The sequence below is a fragment of the Paenibacillus sp. J31P316 genome, from assembly GCF_056269105.1.
The window spans coordinates 1-20,079 of sequence record NZ_JBWDNI010000002.1; the positions used below are offsets into that span (position 1 = coordinate 1).

A 20,079-nucleotide genomic window follows, 5' to 3' on the forward strand; every position below is an offset into this window, starting at 1 on the left:
CCTCATCCGAGCAGCAAGCTCCAGCATATCTTCTTCTTTCAACATCATCAAAGGGTGAAATCCTGCGAATTCATGAGTCTGAGTGAGGAAACTGAATCATTTCGAGGGAGCGTAATCCTGGGTCGCCGCGGCTTCGTCACCAGGAACACCGCCGTATGGATTTGTGCGGCGGAGATTCGCGCAATTTGATCCTACAACTTAGCGTTCACTACAGTTCAGGAGGTAATTTCCCCTCTGTTAACCACGTCTTCATTGCATGATCAAATGGAATATTGTCTTTTTTCAATCTGGGGTACCACTCCATTTGAGCATTAAGCAGGTCGATGTGAGACTTCAATGTAGTCACTTGTTCTTCTATTTTTTCTTTTTGTTTCTCAAGAATTTCCAACCTTTTTTCACCTGATTGGTCTCCTTGTAAAGTGAGATCCGCATAGTCTTTAAGCTGAGCGATTGGCATACCGGTACTACGAAGACAGTTAAGGAGATTGATCCACTGAATATCCTCGTATTCAAACATGCGTATACCGCTTTCGTTTCTTTTGATGATCGGCAGAATACCTTCTTTTTCATAATATCTTAAGGTATGGATGGACAACCCCGTCTTTTCTGCAACTTGGCCGATCGTAAATTCTTCGTTCATTCTGATTATGCTCCACCTTCCGCCATTCATTGAATTGAAACCTATGGTTCTTCTTGATTTAGAATATACGCGTTTGGAAACGATAAACCAACTTTTACGTCCCTCACTGGGACATCGAAACAGAAATCAAAATTATCCACTTGATCTAGAGTGAACTCTAGACTGTAGCATTTGAATTGTACGAAACAACATACGCCGTATGGGAATTTAAAGGGAGAGTGAAATCAAATGAAATACAAGTTGCTTGGTAAAAGCGGATTAAGAGTATCGGATATCGCTTTGGGTACGATGACATTCGGGGATCGTTGGGGCTGGGGAGCGGATAAAACGGAAAGTCGCAAGATTTTTGACGCTTATGTAGAGGCAGGAGGAAATCTAATTGATACCGCCAACATGTACACGGGAGGAGATAGCGAGGAATTCCTCGGGGAATTTGTTGCATCGGAGCGGGAGAAATTTGTCATCGCCACGAAATATTCACTGACCATGAATCCGAATGACCCGAACGGCGGAGGGAATCACCGCAAGAGCCTGGTTCAATCCCTAGACGCAAGCTTGAAACGGTTGAAAACCGATTATATTGATATGTACTGGCTGCATGCATGGGATTTTATGACCCCGGTCGAAGAAGTGATGCGGGCTTTAGACGATCAGGTTCGAGCCGGAAAAATTCTGTACATCGGCATCTCAGACACTCCGGCGTGGATTGTCGCAAGAGCCAATACAATGGCAGAGCTGCGGGGCTGGACTCCATTTACCGGATTACAGGTGCCATACAGTCTGGTCCAAAGGGAGGCGGAACGCGACCTAATCCCGATGGCAAAAGCGTTGGACATCGGGGTAACCGCCTGGGCTCCGCTGGGTGGTGGCGTGTTGTCCGGCAAATACAAAGGAGGCAGGCCAGAGGACTCTAAGCGGGTTGATTTTACTGGGGAAAGCGTTTCGGATCGAAATCGCTCTATACTGGAAACGGTTGAAATCATTGCTCAAGAGATCGGCAAATCGCCTGCACAAGTAGCCCTTAACTGGATCAGACAGCAGGAAGGAATGACAATCCCGATTATTGGTGCAAGAACGGAAACGCAGATCAAAGACAATTTAAACTGCCTCACCTTCGAGCTGACACGTGAGCAGATGGATCTGTTAACCATCGCCAGCAATATCCCACTGGGATTCCCGCATGATTTTCTGGGGGCGGATCAGTTCAAACAATCCCTTCATGGTCAATTCGCAGGCAGAATCGCCAATCGCAACTGATAACGGCCAAATAAGAAAATTTCAAGTGCGATGGGCGTTGAATGAACGGAACGATAGTTAAATGAATACGGCGGTAGTCCAAGACTTTATTTTCTAGTCTAAGACTGCCGCATTTCATGTCGCCGCTTTTGTGTCTTTGGACATACGTCGGATACGTGTCTTTAGACACCTTAAATGCGCTAATATTTTTTTGATATTTGTTTAAAAAGGACTTCATTCCTATTCATTCGTGACCGATATAAAGGATAATGATTCATTATCGCGACTATAGTCATGAAAGATCAGGAAAGAAGGGTTACTTTATGAGAATAATTCACCGCAAACCGATCAACGCTACTTTGCTTCAAGCAGGTATTAAGACTCGTTCTTCGAATTTCGCCGCAACGGCAGCCATAGAGAACGGATCGACGAAGCGCAGAGGAAAATTCACGACCGGCTTGATTAATGGATCGCTTTTGGTCGTGCCATTCTGGCTTTTTATCGCCTGGTTGATTTTTCACAATTAAGCTGAAATTCCCCGAGCTGCCAAACCACTTTCACCCGGCAACCTTTCCGAACTTATAAATTCTCCCTATACGCAGCTTTACTTCCCTTCCAAGATCGGAAAGAATAATCCGCAACTCCGTTCCGATGAATGGAGTTTTTTTGCATCAACCGGAGTTCTTTGTAAGTCATTTCCCTTCCGGGGCGTCTTTCATTTGCGCCGATAAGGTGCTAAATGTCTCGCTTCCATCTCTCGCGAAGTCGTAGCTTGCCACGATGAATGGCTACTTTCACATTGGTGATCGATAAACCCAGTTCACTGGATATCTCTTCATATCTGAGTTGATTCACGTAGAATAAGCGCAAAGCCCGTTTTTGTTTTACAGGTAACGCTGCGATCTCCCTTTCGAATCTTTCCCATATGTCTTTATTCAGGAACTGAATTTCGGGGTTTGTAGATTGGGCTGGATCCCTGATCAGTTCTACTTCGGTTAAAGGTAAAATGAGTGCTCGTTTCCGTTTTCGATACCAGTCAATAAAAATATTGTGCGTTACCGTGAATAGCCAAGACTTCACTTTCCATTCTTCGACCGAGTTTGAAAAGCTATAGGCACGTATGAATGTTTCTTGCATCAAGTCTTCTGCTATCCCCGAATCACCGGTCAGTTTATATGCATAGCAGTAAATATCGCTCCGATGCAAGAGGTACACGTCCTCTAAATTCAAGCCACTATTTCTATTGTCAAGAGAATTCGTACTTTCAGCATTGCGGCGTAACTGCTGACGCACGCGATGGTCCGAGGAAATCATATGTTCGTTCCCCCTGCTCATGGAAACATGCAAGAAATGGATGTTAAGCTTGCTATATTTTTGCCATGGTTTATAACCAATTTCGTTTTCATAAAAACCCTCCACGAAGCCGTCTGACTTTACTATAGCCGCCATTCATAAAGTAAAAAGAAAGAAAATGTTAAGTTTTATAAAGATACACAAGAAAGAAGAATCCGCTGTATCAGCGGACTCTTCTTTCCTTTATATTCGATTGCTTACATCGGTTGCATGGGATTGCCCTTCAAGATATCTTCCACTTCTTGGTAGCCCTCCAGGTAGGCAAAGTTATAACGTGCTGGAAGCGCGAACACGTATTTGTCATTGCGAGTTAGTTCGCTTGGTCCCATAGGCGCTGCGCCGATGAAAAACTTCTCCTGCCGAAGCGCGTTCCATTGATCGATTGTAAAGACGTAAATGGGGATATCCTGTCTAGGCTTGTCAGCTGTCCATTCGGGATGGCGGATGCCGATGGACGCGCCGCTTTCTACGACCTTACCGGCAGTCGCATCCTGACCTTTCCATTTGTCCGTTACGATCGTGTACCCTTTCCAAGTGTCGGGCAGCGTGAAGCGGAAGCCATATTGGGTATTCTCATAGACGGTTTGCTCGACTTGATTCGCTTGTGCAACGACTGGTACTGCCTGTTCAACATGATTCGCTCTGTTTGCGGACACTATGGCCGGTATGGAAACGGCGACAACAGCCAGCAGCAGCAGCACCGCGGCTCCCTTGTTTTTCTTTTTCATATTCATGTTTCCTCCTCGTTTTATTTTTACCTTCATTCACTACCGCGAGCGGTATGCCGCGTTGCCTCATGGAGCCTACCGCGATCCGGTCAAAGCCAGTTTTGCGGCTAATTTATATGAATACGAGTGTTTCGATTTGTTCATCACATAGAACTTCACCTCTTATTTTCATTGAAGAACAAGCGACGGTTGAATTACAACCTCATATTACCTAGTCCAGCCACGACAAGAATGACAGAACGGTAAAGAAACGGCTACAATTAGGTAACGAAGGTTTCTGCCTGTAGGAATGACAAAAGATGATTGGCGTTGGCCAGGATTGCACACTTCGCAGGTAAGCAGCACAGGTTTTCAAGCATAAGAAAAACCGCCAGGGCATAATGCCTTGACGGTTTGTTTATCGTTGATCTAATGTATATTCTTTGTCAGCACCTTCAAACGGTCCAACTTACATCGTTTAGTCGTGAATATCAGTTAAACACAATCGATAATTAGTATATAGTATGATCAATTTAATCATTTATAAACATCTTACCATCAAATTATTCGTTACGGTCATTCCGCACTTCATTAAATCGCTGCTTGCGATGAAGAATCACTTCAAGGAAGTATGAATCTCGACGACTCTGCTGTCGTAGCTGCTTCCGTTCCATACCGAGTAGGAGAGCTTATCGCCTGAGGGACTCCACGAGGAACTTACGGCGTTCTCGACATCGGCTACGATACGGGTCGCTTTATTGGCCAGTAGATCGTGGACGTATAAGCCTTTGACCGTCGCCCCGCTAACCTCCGCTTGCATGCTGTACGCGATCAGCCGTTGATCCGCTGACCAGGAAATTCCTCCAAGCTCCGCTCCCTCCGCAATCTTCTTCGCGTTCCCTCCATCGGGATCACACAGCACGAGTTTTACTTTGGAGCCGTCGTATTGTTTCACCAGCAGCTGCTTGCCGTCGGGCGAAGGAATGACGCTGCCCACGGAACCAAGCCCCATATCCTTGGTTTCGTTGGTATCCGAATGAAGCACCTTTAGGGCTTCATCCGCATTCGTGTTGTAGTAAATATTGTTGCCGAGCTTGACTGCGATAATTAGCGCGCCTTTGTTCAATTCCTTAAGCGCGGCGATATCGCCTTCCGTGTTTGCCGTGAAAGCCCCGCCCGCATAAGAAGTACCGATAATGCTATTATCATCCGACCATCTGGCGCTTGTGGCTCCTCCAATGGCATCGCCCGCCAGGCGAAAGGACTTCAGCGTTTCCAGATTCATGACATTATACGCGGGGTCGCCTAGCGTGTACTCCGAGTAGAGGAGATGCTTTTTGTCCGGAGACAAGCTGGCGCCTCCCAGGAAAACATTCTCTTGTTCCTTCAGCGGAACGAGCTCACCCGTCTTCAGCTTGAATAGGTACAAGCTGCGCGGATAAGAACCTGACAGCTCCTCCAGCTTCATCTTCGCTAATGCAGCGTTCTCCTTGGATACAATAACCGTATCCTCGTCTAGCCATCCGGATATTTCGATCTTATCGTAGCGCTTGATGCCGTCGACGGTAATGGCCGGTTCCGCAGCCGGCGCCTTGCTATCGTTATTAATAACGGTTATGGTGCTGCCCGGTTCCTTAATAATCTCGCGATTTCCTCCGCTATTTCCGCTGCAAGCGGTGATAGTAAGCAGCAGTGAAGGCACGCAGGCCATGATGGCTAATTTTGTTCGATTCATTGTGATCGCCTCCTGTTGCTTACAATAACAACCGAATGTTGCGAAGAAACGAAGAATTGTTTCCGAGTTGTAAACAATCTTATCGAGATTGAATCGGAAATGCGATTCGGAACGTCGTACCGTCGCCATCCGACTTTACAATGGAGATGCTGCCGCCCTGCGTCTCGGCATAACGCTTTGCCAGCGACAGACCAAGTCCAGCACCGCCATGCTCTCTGGATCTGTTCTTATCCACCGTATAGAACGCTTTGAAAATCTCATCTCCGAGCTCGCCTGGAATGCCGATCCCCGTGTCGGATATTTCGATGACAACCTCGTTGTCGCTTACAAAGTTGCTTACGCGAATGCAGCCGTCCGGTTTGTTGTATTTGATCGCATTGTCAAGCAGGTTCACGAGCACGATATTCATATAATCCTTATCGGCTTCCATGTAGGCTTCGCGCAAATCCGTTTCCAGCGCGAGGCCGAACTTATCCATTTTCCCCTTCAGGCTGCCAAGCACCGACTCAATGATTCCCCGTACCTCGATCCTTTCCTTGTTATACTCGAAATCGTATTTCTCCATCGCCGACAATTGCAGCACCTTCTCCACCATTTCGTATAGCCTCTGCGTCTCTTCGGCGATATGCGTTTTGGCCGTGGCCAGCAGTTCTTCGTCATCGGGATACATATCGAGCAGGTCGAGGTAGGCTTTTATCGAAGTCAGCGGCGTCTTGAACTCATGCGTGACATTGCCGATAAACTCCTTCTGCTGCCGATCCAGCTCCGATAGCTTGCGAACCGCAAGCGCCAGCTTCTCCCGCTCCTCGTCTTTATCCCGCATCGTGGCCATGAGGCGTTCGCTCATGGCGGCAATGCCCGAGCCCAGCTCCCCGATCTCGTCCCTCCGCTTGATGACCGGCAAGGCGAACTGTCCCTCGCGGATACGGCCAACCGTGTCGTTCAGCCGAATGATACTGCGAGCGGACGAGCTGAAGAACAAATAACCCAAGAGGAAGCTGAGCACGAACACGCCCGCTCCGATATAGATGAACAATCGCTTAATTTCTTCGTAGAAGGCTTGATGGTCATGGAGGGAATAATAGAATTGGATGACACCGACCTGCTCGTCGCCCGTACGCAGCGGGGTCAAATAATACATCGACTCCCCCTCCACCGAATACGCGGTCTTGTTCTTCAGCGCATAAGGCAGCATCCGTTTAATGCTGCTCGATGGAGGAACCATATCCCTCTTCCCTATGACGGCGCCGCTCCCATCGTACAAAACGACGGGCTGTCCGCTGATCCGCTCCAGCTGCTCAGCGAAAGCCGCTCCATGGGTCTCCAGGAATGTCTGCGGGACTTTATTGGATTGCTCCATAATGGATTGAATGAAATAGACGTTCGCCGTGTCGGCTTGCTGCGCGAGGAGCCTTTCTGCCTGCGCGCGCTGATTCCGCTCGATTCCCTGGAGCACCAGCAGGCTGAGTACGAATACCGTGAGCAATAGAAGACCGGCGAGAAATAAGCTGAACTTCAGCCTGATACTAATTCTCACCGTGACCTCCGAATGCCCTGTAGCCGATGCCGTGGACGGTTTGGATGATGTCGCCGTAGTCGGGTCCTAACTTCTTGCGCAAGCGTTGCACGTGAATGTCTACCGTGCGCGTCCCTCCGTAATAATCCATCCCCCACACCAGGTCGAGCAATTGCTCCCGCTCGTACACCCGATCGGGATTGGCCGCGAACAACGCCATCAGGTCGAATTCCTTGGGCGTCAGCTCCAGCTTGCGTTGCCCCGCTATAACCGTTCTTCTAGCGACTTGTACGTTCACGCCGCCTAGTCGAACCTCCATCGGCTCCTTCTTCTCTTGGGCGGCCTGCATTCGTCTAAGCAGGGACTTGAGCCTCGCAAGCAGCTCCCGCATATCGAAGGGCTTCGTCATATAGTCGTCAGCCCCAAGTTCCAGCCCGAGCACCTTATTCACGATGTCTTCCTTGGCCGTCAACATGATGACGCCAATGCTGCCTTTGTCCTGCAGCTTCTTCAGCACGTCGTAGCCGTCCATGCCGGGCAGCATCACATCGAGAATGATCGCGTCGGGTCGGGTCTCGCCAAGCCGCTTCGCGGCAATATCCCCGCGGTCGATGACCTCTACCGCGTAGCCTTCTCGCTTCAGGGCATATGAGATCGCATCCGCGATCGCTTTTTCATCTTCAATGACCATGATTTTTGCTGGCATGACATTTACACCTGCCCCATGTCGTTATCGTGTGCTTCTATTATAAGGGTTGGACGTGCCGTAACCAAAATTCAATCGTATAGAGCAGCGCTGCTTTTGTATGCAGTGAGGAGCATCAATATACGCTTCCTTTGTCTTTCGTCGGGAATGAAAAACCGGAACGTTCCTCTCAATGGAGAAACGTTCCGGTTTCATTCAGGTTTTCCGTCTGCGCCAACCAAAGACCTTCACATGGACAATCGCTCGGGTCGACCAATGAGCAACCAGGTGAAGAAGAATAAAGACCACGACCAGCGGTTTGAACAACAACCAACAGACCGCCCACATGACGAAAATTTGCCAAGGCTTCATTTTACGCATGAATCGATTAGGCCACAAACAGATCCGATAAAGGATATAGCGATTGCGGAGCGACTCCAGGTATTCGTCCTGGTACTGCTTGTCGTCTGGATTTAAACGCACCGCGCTGCGCATATACGTCTCGTGCAGCTTATAATCGCCGCGTCTTGCCGCAGCCCAAGCCAGGTGCATTAAGACAATCGCTTCTTCCGTACCATACCGGAGCGCTTCGCGTTCCAATTCTTTGGACGCTTCGTCATTTCCAAGCAGAGCTTCCGTATAGCTAAGGATCGATAAATATTGGGCATTCTCGGGCTCCAGCTCGAGAGCCGCCTCGATTTGCGCCTTCGCGTCCTTGAATTTGCCCTTCTTGTTCCATTGATTAGCTTGCAAGTAATAGTAATGAGCCTCGTAAGGATCAATTCGAAGCGCTTCCCGAACCGCCTCATCGAAAGCAGCCACGTTGCCGGTCTCGTAAAAGACCGAAACGCGGACATACCAGCCTAAATGATGTTCGGGGTCCCGTCTTAACGCTTCCCCTCCCCAATGCTGAGCTTTATCGTATTCCCCGTTTAACAGGCATATCTGCGCGTATAAGGCGTATGGATCCGGATTATGGGGATCTTCCCGCAGCAGCTCTTCCGTTTTGGCCATGGCTTCCTTATATCTCTTCCAAGACATCAGCTGATATACTGCGCTGTAGAGCGTACTAGAGGAAGGCGTCGCTATCTCCTCCACAAATAATCCTCCTGTCGAATCGTCTATTTAATCCCATGCCGCTTCGAATAGTCTAACACGATCTTATAGTCACCGTTCACATCGCTGTAGATCGCATAGTTCCTGGCTGTCGCAAACCATTCGACCGTTGTCGCCTTGCGTTCTTTTAACGATTTCCGTAGATCCTCCTGCGTAATCGGATGAATTTCTCCAGTCTCGAAGGTTCTCTCCATCGCCAATGTAACGGCATCATTAACGACCTGCTCCAGGTCGGCACCCGAGAACAGCTTCGTCTCTGCCGCCAGCTTGCCAAGATTGAGAGTGCTTGTAGGCTTGCCCGCAAGCTTCAGCTGCAAGATGGTAGAACGTTCTTCCTCCTCCGGAGGCGGCACAAATACGAGGTGGTTAAACCGTCCGGGACGACGCAAGGCGGAATCCAGATACCACGGCGTGTTGGTCGCGCCAATCACGAACACCTGGTCATTGCCGGACTGCAGCCCATCGAGCTCGGTCAGGAGCTGGTTCACGAGCATTCGTTCATGATGCTGCCTCATCTGGTGGCGGCTTCCGCCCATCGCGTCCAACTCATCGATAAAGATAACGCACGGCTTATTTTCTCGTGCTTTCTGGAACACGTCATGGAGGTTATGCTCGCTTTGACCGACGTACATCGACAGAATCGCTTGCAGCTCGATATGAATGAAATTCGCGTCAATTTCACCTGCTACTGCGCGTGCCAGAAACGTTTTGCCGCATCCGGGAGGTCCGAACAAAAGAAGGCTTCCTCCGGCTTCTTTGCCGTATGCTTTGAATATTTCCGGCTGCTTGAGAGGCAGGATGAAGTTCATTCGAATCTTCTTCTTCACTTCCTCCAGCCCGCCGACATCTTCGAATGTCTCCTTAGGCTTGTCCGATTCGACTAAGGAATGATTATCCTTATCGAATTGCATCAGCTTCAGCTTATTCTTTCGTCTCTCCGATAGTTCATCATAATCCGACATGCTAGGTTCCTCCTCCTGCTATATAGAAAATAGTAACATATTCAATTCATCGTTTGTTTTACTTTATCTTGAAGCAGCTCAAATTCGGTAACGAAACCATAAATTCAAGTACATGGATACAGCAGCATGCCCGACTTTTCGATGGAGCAGTCACAGCACTTTGCATAATTTTTTTATCGAAAAATTTCAGCGACATCTGATGGAAGAGCTCTTGCTGACCGCTTGCAAGGAAATTGTCCAGCAGTGCCCCCTCTCAGAAGCACAGCCTCAACCGATCTGACCGGCTCGAACAAAAAACCCACGATCACCATAAAATTCCACCTATTTCCGCGATATCCTCCCCGTTCGCATTCGCCCATTGAAGCGTGAATTGGCTGATTCGAAAGTGAACGCAACTTCGTAACCCTGAATCTGTATTGTTTAACAACCAGTGGGAAGGTATCTCCTTTGTGTCTTTTATTGGAAAACAATATAAATTCTTATCTTTGGAGGACAAGAAGTTGTATCCATAAAATAAAAAATCCGCGATTGTCGCGGCTCTTAATGAGATAATATTCTTGGCACCTTACATATAATAATTGGACTTTTATTTTCCAAAATATAGAGAGGGTGAAGAAGATGGAAAAAAGGCAAGAGAACCCCTTGCACCCGATTCCCCAGAAGGTTGCCGAAGGCTTTCAGCGTTATCGGGAGTATCTGGATGCCGTTAACGAACGCCAATTCGAGCTCGCAAAGCTCGCAAGGCCAACCCAGGACGAACGCATCAAAGAAATTACGATCAAAGAAGCGGCTTACAGAGCGATGGGCGTAGACACGGAAACCTACCGCCAATCGATCTCCGAACTAAGAAAGAGCCAAAACGACCGTATTCGGCTTCGCGAGAACCAGCCTCCGATTCTTCATACGTACGACGATTTATCGTTTAATTTTTCGCCTCCGGAGCCGCACGTAGACGATCCGACCTTCTGGTTTTCGACTTCCAATTGTTCTTGGTCTGAACCTTTCGCCGGGGAATACTTGGATGACGGACTCCATATCAGAGGTTACCTCACCTATGGCGATGGCGATCTTACCAAACGCTCCATCAGCGTCGTATCGCGCTACGAGTTGCAGGGAAATCGCATTCCCCGGCCGAATAACGTAAATGCTTGGAGCTCCGCACCCTATATTGAGTTGTCTGGCGAAATCTTGGGCTGGGCGGGGGTGGCGGACTGGCTCTCCGGCGACGATTGGAGCAAATGCTGGATGACGAAACGGCAGACGTTATTTCAATTTACGTTCGGAGAGGACGGTCCCTTCAAATATAAAATCGGCGAAAAGTCCGAAACGAAAGAATTGTTTTTTATCGAAAATAACGGCGATATGCGCCCTTATATTTTTCGCGGAACGGAGTTCATGCCTGAGGTTATCGTGCACGAAATACTGCCGGGCGAAAGCGTTTGGGCCGAGCTGGAAATTCGTTTCGACATGCAGCTCGAAGGCGACAGCTTGGTGTGGATTGATAAAGGCGATCTTATCGTGCGCGGCTACCAATGGCCGCTCGTACCGCTTAATTGGCTCGGTATCCCCATAAGTGGATGAATTCGGAGTGCTGACTTTTAACGACCTAACTCGGTGACCAAATAACGCCAAACCTCCAATATATCTGAGGTTTGGCGTTTTGTTCGCAAAATGATTGCCTATTCTGCTAATTAATATAAATGGACTGTAGTAATCTCCGACACCTAGTATAATCGACTAGTGCACCGCCACGTCATGCCTCTTCGCTGCGATCTGTCGCAAGCGCTGGATCGATGGACAAGGCGGTAATCTCCTTGCGCCATTCGCTTGTAAAATCCAAGTCTGCCGCAGCAAGGGAAGGCTCAAGCTGCTCCAGGTTCCGCGCGCCGATAATCGGCGAAGTGATGGATGGATGATTCAGAACCCATGCTACCGCCAATGTCGCAGGATGAATGCCCTTTTCGCTGGCATAGCCTGCAAATCGTTCTGCAATCGCATAGTAACTCTCATCGTGATAACGTTTCGTATAGTTGCTCTGATCGACCAGTCTTCCGGTAGCCGGTTTCTTGCCAATGCCGTATTTACCCGTCAACAGGCCGCCGCCCAGCGGACTATAGCTGATAACGCCTAGCTTTTCCGATTCGGCCAGCGGCAGCAGCTCGACTTCCGCTTGACGTTTCACAAGGTTGTACATGGGCTGAATGAGTTCAAAGCTTGCCAGGCTTTCCTTGGCGGAGATGCCGAGCGCCTTCGCAATCTGCCAAGCGGACCAGTTGCTGACGGCGGGATACAGAATCTTGCCCTGCCGCCGCAAATCATCGAGCGCACGAAGCGTTTCTTCAATCGCGGTCAACGAATCGAAGCGGTGAATAAAATAAAAATCCAAGCGGTCCGTGCGAAGCCGCTTCAAGCTTTGTTCAACGGACAAAAACAAATGCCTGCGCGAAGCGCCTCGCGCATTCGGGTCGGATCCAAAGGGGAATCCTGCTTTCGATGTCAGCACGAGTTCGTCGCGCTTGCCCACGATCAGCTCGCCTAAAATTTCCTCGGATACGCCGCCGCTGTAGACATTGGCGGTATCGAAGAAATTGATGCCTTTATCCAGGCAGCGATAAAACATTTGCTTGGAGGTTTCTTTATCGGCATTGCCGCCAAACGACATCGTGCCGAAACATAATTCCGATACTTGAATGCCCGTCTTGCCGACTGTTCTGTATTTCATTGCAACAACTCCTCCTTCGGTCAATGAGCGATGTCCAGCTCCATTTTCATTTTAACCGATCGCTCTCCGGTACTGCGAGGCGGAATGATCCTCCGGAAGCAGGCGATTCCCCGATCCGAAGAGCTTCTCCCGCAAGGTTCCGGGCTCATAGTCTTGTTGATAGACCCCCCGGCGCTGGAGCTCAGGAACAACCAGGTCGACGAACTCGCGCAAGCTTCCCGGCGTGATAAAATGGGCGAGATTAAACCCGTCCAGCCCCGTCTCCTCCAGCTGCTCTTGCATGCCGTCCGCGACATCAGCCGGCGTTCCCAGCAGTAATCGTCCCTGCCGGTTGTCTAGCGTGCCGATCCGCTCCATGACTTCTTTCACCGTAAGCTGATTCCGAACCTGCTTCGTATATTGGGCGGCTCTGCTCTGCCCGTGATCCGTGGCCTTGTAAGCGAGATATTCATCAGGCGAGTATGCCGACAAATCATAGCCGCTGGAGCCGCCGAATTGGGCAAGCGCCGCCTCCCCGCTCCAAAGAGCGGCATATGCCTTCAACTTATCTTCCGCTTCCTCTCTCGTGTTTCCGACGATCACATTCAATCCCGTGAACATTTTGATGCGCTGCGGGTCCCGGCCCAATTGCTCCGCTTTGTTCCGAATATCTTCAATCGTAGACTTGAGCGAAGCCTTGGTATTCCCTCCGACGAAGACGCATTCCGCATGCTTGGCCGCAAAATCGCGCCCTCGATCCGAGCTTCCCGCTTGGTATAAGACTGGCGTGCGCTGCAGCGAAGGCTCGCTTAAATGCGGTCCGGGAACGGTGAAAAACCGGCCTTGGTGTTCGATCCGGTGAACTTTGCCAGGTTCCGTATATACACCGCGGACGGCATCCCTCACCACGGCATCTTCTTCCCAACTGCCTTCCCAGAGCTTATAGACAACCTCTAGAAACTCATCGGCAAGCGCATACCGATCGTCGTGACGGATCATCTGGTCCAAGCCATGATTCAAAGCGGCATTCGGCAAATAGGACGTTACGATATTCCAGGCGATTCTTCCATTCGTCAGATGATCCAACGTCGTCATGCGCCTGGCGTGCGCATAGGGATGTTCGTAGGTCGTTGTAACGGTGACCGCGAACGACAAATGCTCGGTAACGGCAGCCATTGCCGGCACAATAAGCGCCGGATCATTCAGCGGGACTTGCACGGCGTCCCGGATGGCGGGATCCCGGCTCTGCTTATAGACATCATAAATGCCGACCACATCCGCAAGGAACAGGGCGTCGAACTTTCCTCGTTCCAACAGCCTGGCCATCTCTGCCCAATACGTCAGATCGGTATAACGGTGCCGTTCGCTGTCCGGATGCTTCCATAAACCGTGTGAATTGTGCATCGCGCTGTTCATATCGAACGCATTCATGATTATTCTTTTCCCCATTGATCGTGCCGCCCTTCTACTATATAACCCTAAATCTTATATTCATGATAAACCCCGTTCAAAAACCACTTGCCGACGTGATGCAGCTTCAGCCGGGCAGGGTCGTGAAGGGTGTGTATGCGAACGTTGCGCCAATGGCGATCAAAATTATATTTGCGGTCCATGGAGGACGTACCGGCTACTTCGAAGAGCGCATTCGTGATCTCGATCGCGGTCTCCGTTACGAGCCACTTCGCCGAGTCGACGGTTAGTGCCGCATGACCGGCAGTTAGTGCATTCAATTCGACCCGAGCCTGATCGATTGCGTCAGCGGCACGATCCAGCAAAGCTTCGGCTGCCTGCAAACGAATGCCGAGTTCTCCGAAACGTCGGATGAGGTCCGGCTCTTCAGCCGCTGTCGCGACTCCGCTTCCATACGCGGGACGCGTGTTGCTACGAACAAAAGCCGCGGCATCTTCCAAAGCAGCGCGCGCGATGCCGATATCAATCGCCGCATGCATGATTTGACCGAAGGCCGAGAAATATTGGGGTCCTTCAAAAATCTTCCAATGCGATAGCACCTGCTTCTCGGGCACTTTGACATCGAGAAGCGTGACGCTGCCGCTCGCGGTTGTTCGCTGGCCAATCCCTGACCAATCGTCGAGCACAGTTACGCCAGGCGCATGCCGCGGCACGAAGGCGGTCATTCGCTGTTCCGCTTCATTCAGAGCGGTGACGGGAATCCAATGCGAATACAGCGCGCCCGTCGTATAAAACTTGCTTCCGTTCAGCACGTACTCGTCTTCCCGATCCGATCCGCGGATGGACGTCGTGATTTTTCTTGCCCCTTTGCCCCGGCTTCGTTCCGCTAATCCGTTGCCGAACTGGGCGCCTTGCAGCACTTCCCCGAAAAAGAAGCGCTTTTGTTCCTCGCTGCCGATCAATTCGATCGTTTTGACGAAAAAATGATGGTTCTGCGGAATTTGGCCAATGGATCCGTCGGCATGGGAGATGATTTTAAAAATCTCCACAAGCGTTCGCGTGCTCACTTCAGGCCCGCCGTAGGCTTTGGGTACGACCAGTCCAAGCAGGCCCAGCTCGGCCAGCCGCTGCATCTCTCTAAGCGGCAGTTCGCGTCCGCGATCGCGATCCGATGCGCCAGCTCGAATCTCGTCCGCGAAGGTCCGCGCTGCGGCCAATGCCTCTTCGTCGCTTTGCAATCTATGCGCCTGCGGACGATCGCTGAAGAAAGCAAGCGGCAAATCCCGCTCCGCATACAGTGAAAGCGGCTCGCGCTGCGGGCGTTCGATTTCTCCGCTTTCCGCAACTACGATCGCCCGTCGGTGTATCGATTGCCCTTGCGCGGCATCTAAGGAACACTCGCCTTGCAGCCATCCGCCTGCTTGCAGTTCCCGATGAAGACGAACGAATCGATTCCATTTTTGTTCGGTTACGTCAACGCCGAATTGTCGATGAAGCTTCTCCGAGTAGAGGAATCCGATCGTTTGCTCGGGGATACCGAGCTGTTTGGCCGTCAGCCGGTTAGCTTCTTCAGGATGACGAATCGCCCACTCTGCGGCCAGGTGGATATGCCCGAGCAACCGCTCAATCACTTCCGGCTCCTCTTGAAGCCACCGCGCGGTAACGACCAACGCCGTAAGCTCCGAGGTAACGGGAAGGAATCCCTCCAGCTCCCGAACGTCCAACAATCGCTGCGTTTCGACAGCGACTTCGCGTTCAACGTACACGGCCTCTACTTCGCCCTGCAGCAAGGCGCGAAGTTCTCTTCCCCTCGTACCCGCATCCTCCTTCGCTTTAGCCGCTTTTAGCTCCACCAGCGTCGGACTTCCAGCCGGAATGCCCGCCTGTCTCAACGCTTCGTCGATATGCCTGATCGCCTCCTGTTTACGCAAGCCGAGCTTCCAGGGGTCACTATCCGCTATCCCAATGACAGCCCTGTGAAGATCGGCTGCGGAACGAAGCGCAGACTCCGAACGTACCAGAATCGTATGACGTCGCTCCTGCAGCTGAAGACCGACGATCGCTATGCTTTCTCCTCCGGAGAGACGCCGAAATGCCCGAACAGGGTGCTCGAATGCAAGGAATTCGTCGTGCTTTTCATTTCTATACAGCCGGAAAGACCCGGAAATCCGAGAAACCGGAATTCCGTTTCGGCGCAGATCCATAGGTAGTTCTCCCAGTGCATACGCAAGTGCTATCCCATGAGGCACTCTAGGCTCGGCAGCAGGAACCGCTTCTATGTTAATCGACATACTTATCCTCCTGTTAGGTTAAAGTAGTTTGTTTCCGATAAGCTGCGCCGGGGTGGTCTTCAGGCAACCGTCGAATGCCTGAACCGAAGAAACGTTCCCGCAATGTCGTTTCTTCATATTCCTCGCGAAACATTCCCCGGCGCTGCAGCTCGGGGACGACAAGCGCAATGAAATCGCGCAGGGTATCGGGAGAGAGGAGTTGGATCACGTTGAAGCCGTCAATTCCCGTTTCTTCGACCCAGTACTGGATACGGTCGGCGACCTCCTCCGGGGTTCCGACGACGAACAATCCCCGTCCGCCGAGCTGCCCCAACGTCTCCGTTACCTCGCGAACCGTCTTGGGTCGGGGACTGTCCTTCGTAAATTGGGCGGCAGCGGTTTGCCCATGGTCCGTCTCCGCATAGGTCAGAACATCGTCCGGATCATAGCGCGATAAGTCGTATCCGCTGCCGCCTCCGTAATGGGCCAATACCCCTTCCAGGCTATACAGCGATTGAAAGGTTTCGAACTTACGCTGCGCCTCCTCCCGCGTGCTGCCGACGATCGCAAGCAGGCCGGTCATGAGTTTGATATGCGCGGGATCCCGGCCGTAGGCGGCTGCTTGACTGCGAATGTCCTCCGCGTAGCGCTTCAACGTTTGAATGCTCCCGCCGCCAAGGAACACGGCCTCCGCATGCTTAGCGGCAAACGCACGGCCGCGCGCAGAGCTGCCGGCCTGGTAGATAACCGGCGTTCGCTGTAAGGAAGGCTCGCTCAAGTGCGGCCCGGGCACTTTGAAATAACGGCCCTCATGTTGGATTAGATGTACTTTCTCGGGGTTCGTGTACATCCCGTTCGCAACGTCGCGAATGACCGCATCGTCCTCCCAGCTTCCCTCCCACAGTTTATAGGAGACTTCCAGGAATTCGTCCGCGATCTCATAGCGTTCGTCATGACGAACCATCTGTTCCAGTCCGAAATTTTGGGCTGCGCTGGGCAAATAGGACGTGACGACATTCCAGGCAAGTCTTCCTTTGGTCAAATGATCGAGCGTCGACATTCGTCTGGCATGCGCGAAGGGCTTCTCGTAGGTCGTGGAGAACGTAACGGCGAAGGCAAGGTGCTTCGTCACGAGCGCCATCGGAGGGACAACGAAGAGCGGATCGTTGCAAGGAATCTGCACCGCTTCGCGAATGGCCGTTTCCGCGCCTTGTTTATAGACGTCGTACACGCCTACGACATCCGCCAAAAATAACGCATCGAACTTTCCGCGTTCCAGCAATTCGGCAAGCTCCGTCCAATAGCGAATATCCGTATACCGATGCCGGTTATTATCGGGATGACGCCACAGCCCGTGTACGATATGGCCGACGCAGTTCATCTCGAAAGCGTTCAGGTGGATTTTTTTAGGCACAATCATCGTCCTCCTTCTTACAAGCGTTTATCCAATTTCCGCACGATATAGTTTCCGGTAAATTGAAACACTTGGACAAACAGCACCATAATGATAATGGTCACGAACATGACATCGGTCTGATAGCGGTAGTAGCCGTACCGAATGGCAAAATCGCCGATTCCTCCCCCGCCGACGAGTCCTGCAACCGTCGAATAGGACAAGAAACTGACCGTGACGATGGTAACCGAATTGGCAATCCCGGAGCGGGCTTCGGCGTACAGCACTTTCCACACGATTTGAAATTTGTTTGCGCCCATGGACTCCGCTGCCTCCACTACGCCGCGATTCACCTCCAGCAGGATCTGCTCAATGAATCGCGCAAAATAAGGTACCGCATTAATAATCATGGGCACGGTTGCGGCCGTAGTCCCTAACGCTGTGCCGACAACCATTCGAGTAAACGGAATTATCGCGATCATAAGAACCAAGAACGGAAACGAGCGGATTAAATTGACAACCCCATTGAGAATGAGATAAAACGTAGGCCATTTTAGAAATGAATTCGGACGGGTCAGGAACAAAATGGTTCCGAGCGGTGTACCGATGGCAACCGCTATCGGGATCGTCAGAACGAGCATATACAACGTTTCCCACAAGGCCTGAAGCAGCTCGGGCCACGCGGCATTGACATTACTGAACATAGCTGGCCTCCAATTCCCGCTCCAATGTAATCTCGTTCTTGAACAAGTATTGCGCGATCGGAGATTGCGGCACGATATTTTTCGCCCGCAAATCAAACCTTTCGACGATTTTACCGCTCTCCATAACGGCGACTTTATTGCAAATCGCTTTTACGACATTCATCTCGTGAGTCACGATCACGATGGTGATGCCCAAGTTGCGGTTAATTTCTTGGAGAGCAGCCAATATGCTGCCCGTTGTTTGCGGATCCACCGAAGAGGTCGGCTCGTCGCACAGCAGAATCTTCGGATTGCCGGCCAACGCGCGGGCAATAGCCACACGCTGCTTTTGTCCGCCGCTTAACTTGGCCGGATACGCTCTCGCCTTGTCTGTCAAGCCGACCATGTCCAAGCATTCCTCGATGCGCTGCCTGCGTTCGGCTCTGGGCATTTTTGCGATTTCGAGCGGGAAGCTGACGTTATCGTAGACGTTCCGGTTATTGAGCAGGTTAAAGTGCTGAAAGATCATACCGATTGAAAGCCTTCTCATTCGCAGCTCGTGAAGCGGAAGCTTGGTGAGCTCTTCACCATCGACGATAACTTCGCCCGTGTCCGGGCGTTCCAACAAATTGATCGTCCGAAGCAGCGTCGATTTGCCGGCTCCGCTAAACCCGATCAACCCGTAAATATCGCCTTGCTCCACTTCAAGAGAAGCGGAGGATACCGCATGAAGCGGTCCTCCGGCGGTCGTAAACGTCTTGCTAATGTTGTGCAGGGTAATCATGGAAAGCCCTCCCCGTTATTACTTACTTGTTCAAGTAATCCAAGCTTTCGATCGCATCGCCGTACTTTTCCTTGTAAAAATCTTTGATGGCCTGGCTTTCGTACGCTTTTTGGAGCGCTTTGATCTTCGGCGTCCCGAGCAGCTTGGTGTTCGCGGCCACGATGCCTTTGTACGGCAAATCTTTGCCGGTTTCCAGCGCTAATGCATCCTCTTTAGGTTTATAGCCCATTTGAACGGCCGTACCGGCAAACAGAAAGCCGACGTCCACGTCGTCCAACGTGCGCTGCAGCATCAATTGATCGACTTCCTTGAATTTGAATTTATGCGGATTGTCGGTAATGTCTTTGAGCGTTGCGTGAATAACCTCCACGCCTTCTTTAAGCTTCAGCAGCCCGAGATCCCGCAGCATGAATAGCGCGCGTCCGTTGTTCGCCGGATCGACCGGAATGCCGAATGTCGCGCCGTCGGGAACCTCTTTAAACGACTTATACGTTTTGGAATAGAGTCCGGAAGGCGTGAACGTGGTGTAGAAAGCCCGCGATATGTTTTTTAGGCCTTGATCCTTCACGAACTGGTCGAAATACGCTTCGTGTTGGAAGGAATTCGAATCCGCATCGCCGTCGTTGACGATTTTATTCGGTTGAATAATGTCATTGACAACCACATAATCCAGCGTATAACCATCCTTGGCCAGCTCCGACTTTAGAATATCTACAATTTCTCCGTTAAACCCCGCATCGCTCATCACATGATGAATGACCTTATCCTCCGGATTTGCATTTGCTGCCGCTTCGTCCGAATCTCCCTTCCCGCAAGCTGCGACCAGGAAGGTCAGTGCCAGGATGATCATGAGCACGATAAATCGAATTGGATTCTTCATTTTTCTAC

General features: G+C 51.0%; 18 protein-coding genes. 3 read left to right on the forward strand and 15 right to left on the reverse strand.

The window, feature by feature from the left end:
- Positions 1-189: hypothetical protein (locus AC0YNU_RS05420; protein ID WP_475754002.1), on the forward strand; the 189-nt coding region annotated here is incomplete at its 5' end.
- 19 nt (positions 190-208) lie between these two features.
- Here the strand turns inward: AC0YNU_RS05420 and AC0YNU_RS05425 are convergent.
- Positions 209-640: a MerR family transcriptional regulator gene (locus AC0YNU_RS05425; protein ID WP_475754004.1), complete on the reverse strand. Its 432-nt coding sequence runs from the start codon at positions 638-640 to the stop codon at positions 209-211.
- 228 nt (positions 641-868) lie between these two features.
- Here AC0YNU_RS05425 and AC0YNU_RS05430 point away from each other — a divergent pair, with 228 nt between their 5' ends.
- Entirely contained in the window at positions 869-1,897 is a 1,029-nt protein-coding gene (locus AC0YNU_RS05430) for an aldo/keto reductase (RefSeq protein WP_475754007.1), read from the forward strand.
- A gap of 714 nt (positions 1,898-2,611) precedes the next feature.
- Here the strand turns inward: AC0YNU_RS05430 and AC0YNU_RS05435 are convergent.
- The 7 genes from AC0YNU_RS05435 to AC0YNU_RS05465 form a co-directional block, all read right to left on the reverse strand.
- A complete protein-coding gene (locus AC0YNU_RS05435; protein WP_475754009.1) occupies positions 2,612-3,190 on the reverse strand; it encodes an RNA polymerase sigma factor in 579 nt (192 codons plus the stop codon).
- Between the two features lie 236 nt (positions 3,191-3,426).
- Positions 3,427-3,957, reverse strand: a complete 531-nt coding sequence (locus AC0YNU_RS05440; protein WP_475754011.1) for a hypothetical protein — start codon at positions 3,955-3,957, stop codon at positions 3,427-3,429.
- A gap of 595 nt (positions 3,958-4,552) precedes the next feature.
- On the reverse strand, positions 4,553-5,671 hold the full coding sequence (locus AC0YNU_RS05445) for a TolB family protein (protein ID WP_475754014.1): 1,119 nt from the start codon (positions 5,669-5,671) through the stop codon (positions 4,553-4,555).
- A 79-nt stretch (positions 5,672-5,750) separates the two neighbouring features.
- Positions 5,751-7,208: a sensor histidine kinase gene (locus AC0YNU_RS05450; RefSeq protein WP_475754016.1), complete on the reverse strand. Its 1,458-nt coding sequence runs from the start codon at positions 7,206-7,208 to the stop codon at positions 5,751-5,753.
- Positions 7,198-7,893, reverse strand: coding sequence for a response regulator transcription factor (locus tag AC0YNU_RS05455; protein WP_475754018.1), 696 nt, complete (start codon positions 7,891-7,893; stop codon positions 7,198-7,200). Before AC0YNU_RS05455 ends, AC0YNU_RS05450 begins: the two co-directional genes overlap by 11 nt.
- Before the next feature lie 195 nt (positions 7,894-8,088).
- The gene (locus AC0YNU_RS05460; RefSeq protein ID WP_475754020.1) at positions 8,089-8,970 is read right to left on the reverse strand and encodes a tetratricopeptide repeat protein; all 882 of its coding nucleotides are present in this window, start codon (positions 8,968-8,970) and stop codon (positions 8,089-8,091) included.
- A 23-nt stretch (positions 8,971-8,993) separates the two neighbouring features.
- On the reverse strand, positions 8,994-9,950 hold the full coding sequence (locus AC0YNU_RS05465) for an ATP-binding protein (protein WP_475754022.1): 957 nt from the start codon (positions 9,948-9,950) through the stop codon (positions 8,994-8,996).
- A 618-nt stretch (positions 9,951-10,568) separates the two neighbouring features.
- Between AC0YNU_RS05465 and AC0YNU_RS05470 the strand changes: the two genes are divergently transcribed.
- Positions 10,569-11,531, forward strand: coding sequence for a hypothetical protein (locus AC0YNU_RS05470; protein WP_475754025.1), 963 nt, complete (start codon positions 10,569-10,571; stop codon positions 11,529-11,531).
- 172 nt (positions 11,532-11,703) lie between these two features.
- Here the strand turns inward: AC0YNU_RS05470 and AC0YNU_RS05475 are convergent, their stop codons facing one another.
- The 7 genes from AC0YNU_RS05475 to AC0YNU_RS05505 form a co-directional block, all read right to left on the reverse strand.
- Complete coding sequence (locus AC0YNU_RS05475) at positions 11,704-12,672, reverse strand: aldo/keto reductase (protein ID WP_475754027.1); 969 nt, start codon at positions 12,670-12,672, stop codon at positions 11,704-11,706.
- A gap of 51 nt (positions 12,673-12,723) precedes the next feature.
- Entirely contained in the window at positions 12,724-14,100 is a 1,377-nt protein-coding gene (locus AC0YNU_RS05480; protein ID WP_475754029.1) for an LLM class flavin-dependent oxidoreductase, read from the reverse strand.
- Between the two features lie 29 nt (positions 14,101-14,129).
- Positions 14,130-15,992 carry an SfnB family sulfur acquisition oxidoreductase gene (locus AC0YNU_RS05485; RefSeq protein WP_475754031.1) on the reverse strand — a complete coding sequence of 621 codons (1,863 nt, stop codon included), beginning with the start codon at positions 15,990-15,992 and terminating at the stop codon, positions 14,130-14,132.
- 373 nt (positions 15,993-16,365) lie between these two features.
- Entirely contained in the window at positions 16,366-17,745 is a 1,380-nt protein-coding gene (locus AC0YNU_RS05490; RefSeq protein ID WP_475754033.1) for an LLM class flavin-dependent oxidoreductase, read from the reverse strand.
- 17 nt (positions 17,746-17,762) lie between these two features.
- Entirely contained in the window at positions 17,763-18,428 is a 666-nt protein-coding gene (locus AC0YNU_RS05495) for a methionine ABC transporter permease (RefSeq protein ID WP_475754035.1), read from the reverse strand.
- The gene (locus AC0YNU_RS05500; protein WP_475754037.1) at positions 18,418-19,191 is read right to left on the reverse strand and encodes a methionine ABC transporter ATP-binding protein; all 774 of its coding nucleotides are present in this window, start codon (positions 19,189-19,191) and stop codon (positions 18,418-18,420) included. The genes AC0YNU_RS05495 and AC0YNU_RS05500 overlap by 11 nt, the downstream gene beginning before the upstream one ends.
- Before the next feature lie 22 nt (positions 19,192-19,213).
- Positions 19,214-20,071, reverse strand: coding sequence for a MetQ/NlpA family ABC transporter substrate-binding protein (locus AC0YNU_RS05505; RefSeq protein WP_475754039.1), 858 nt, complete (start codon positions 20,069-20,071; stop codon positions 19,214-19,216).
- Between the last annotated feature and the right edge of the window lie 8 nt (positions 20,072-20,079).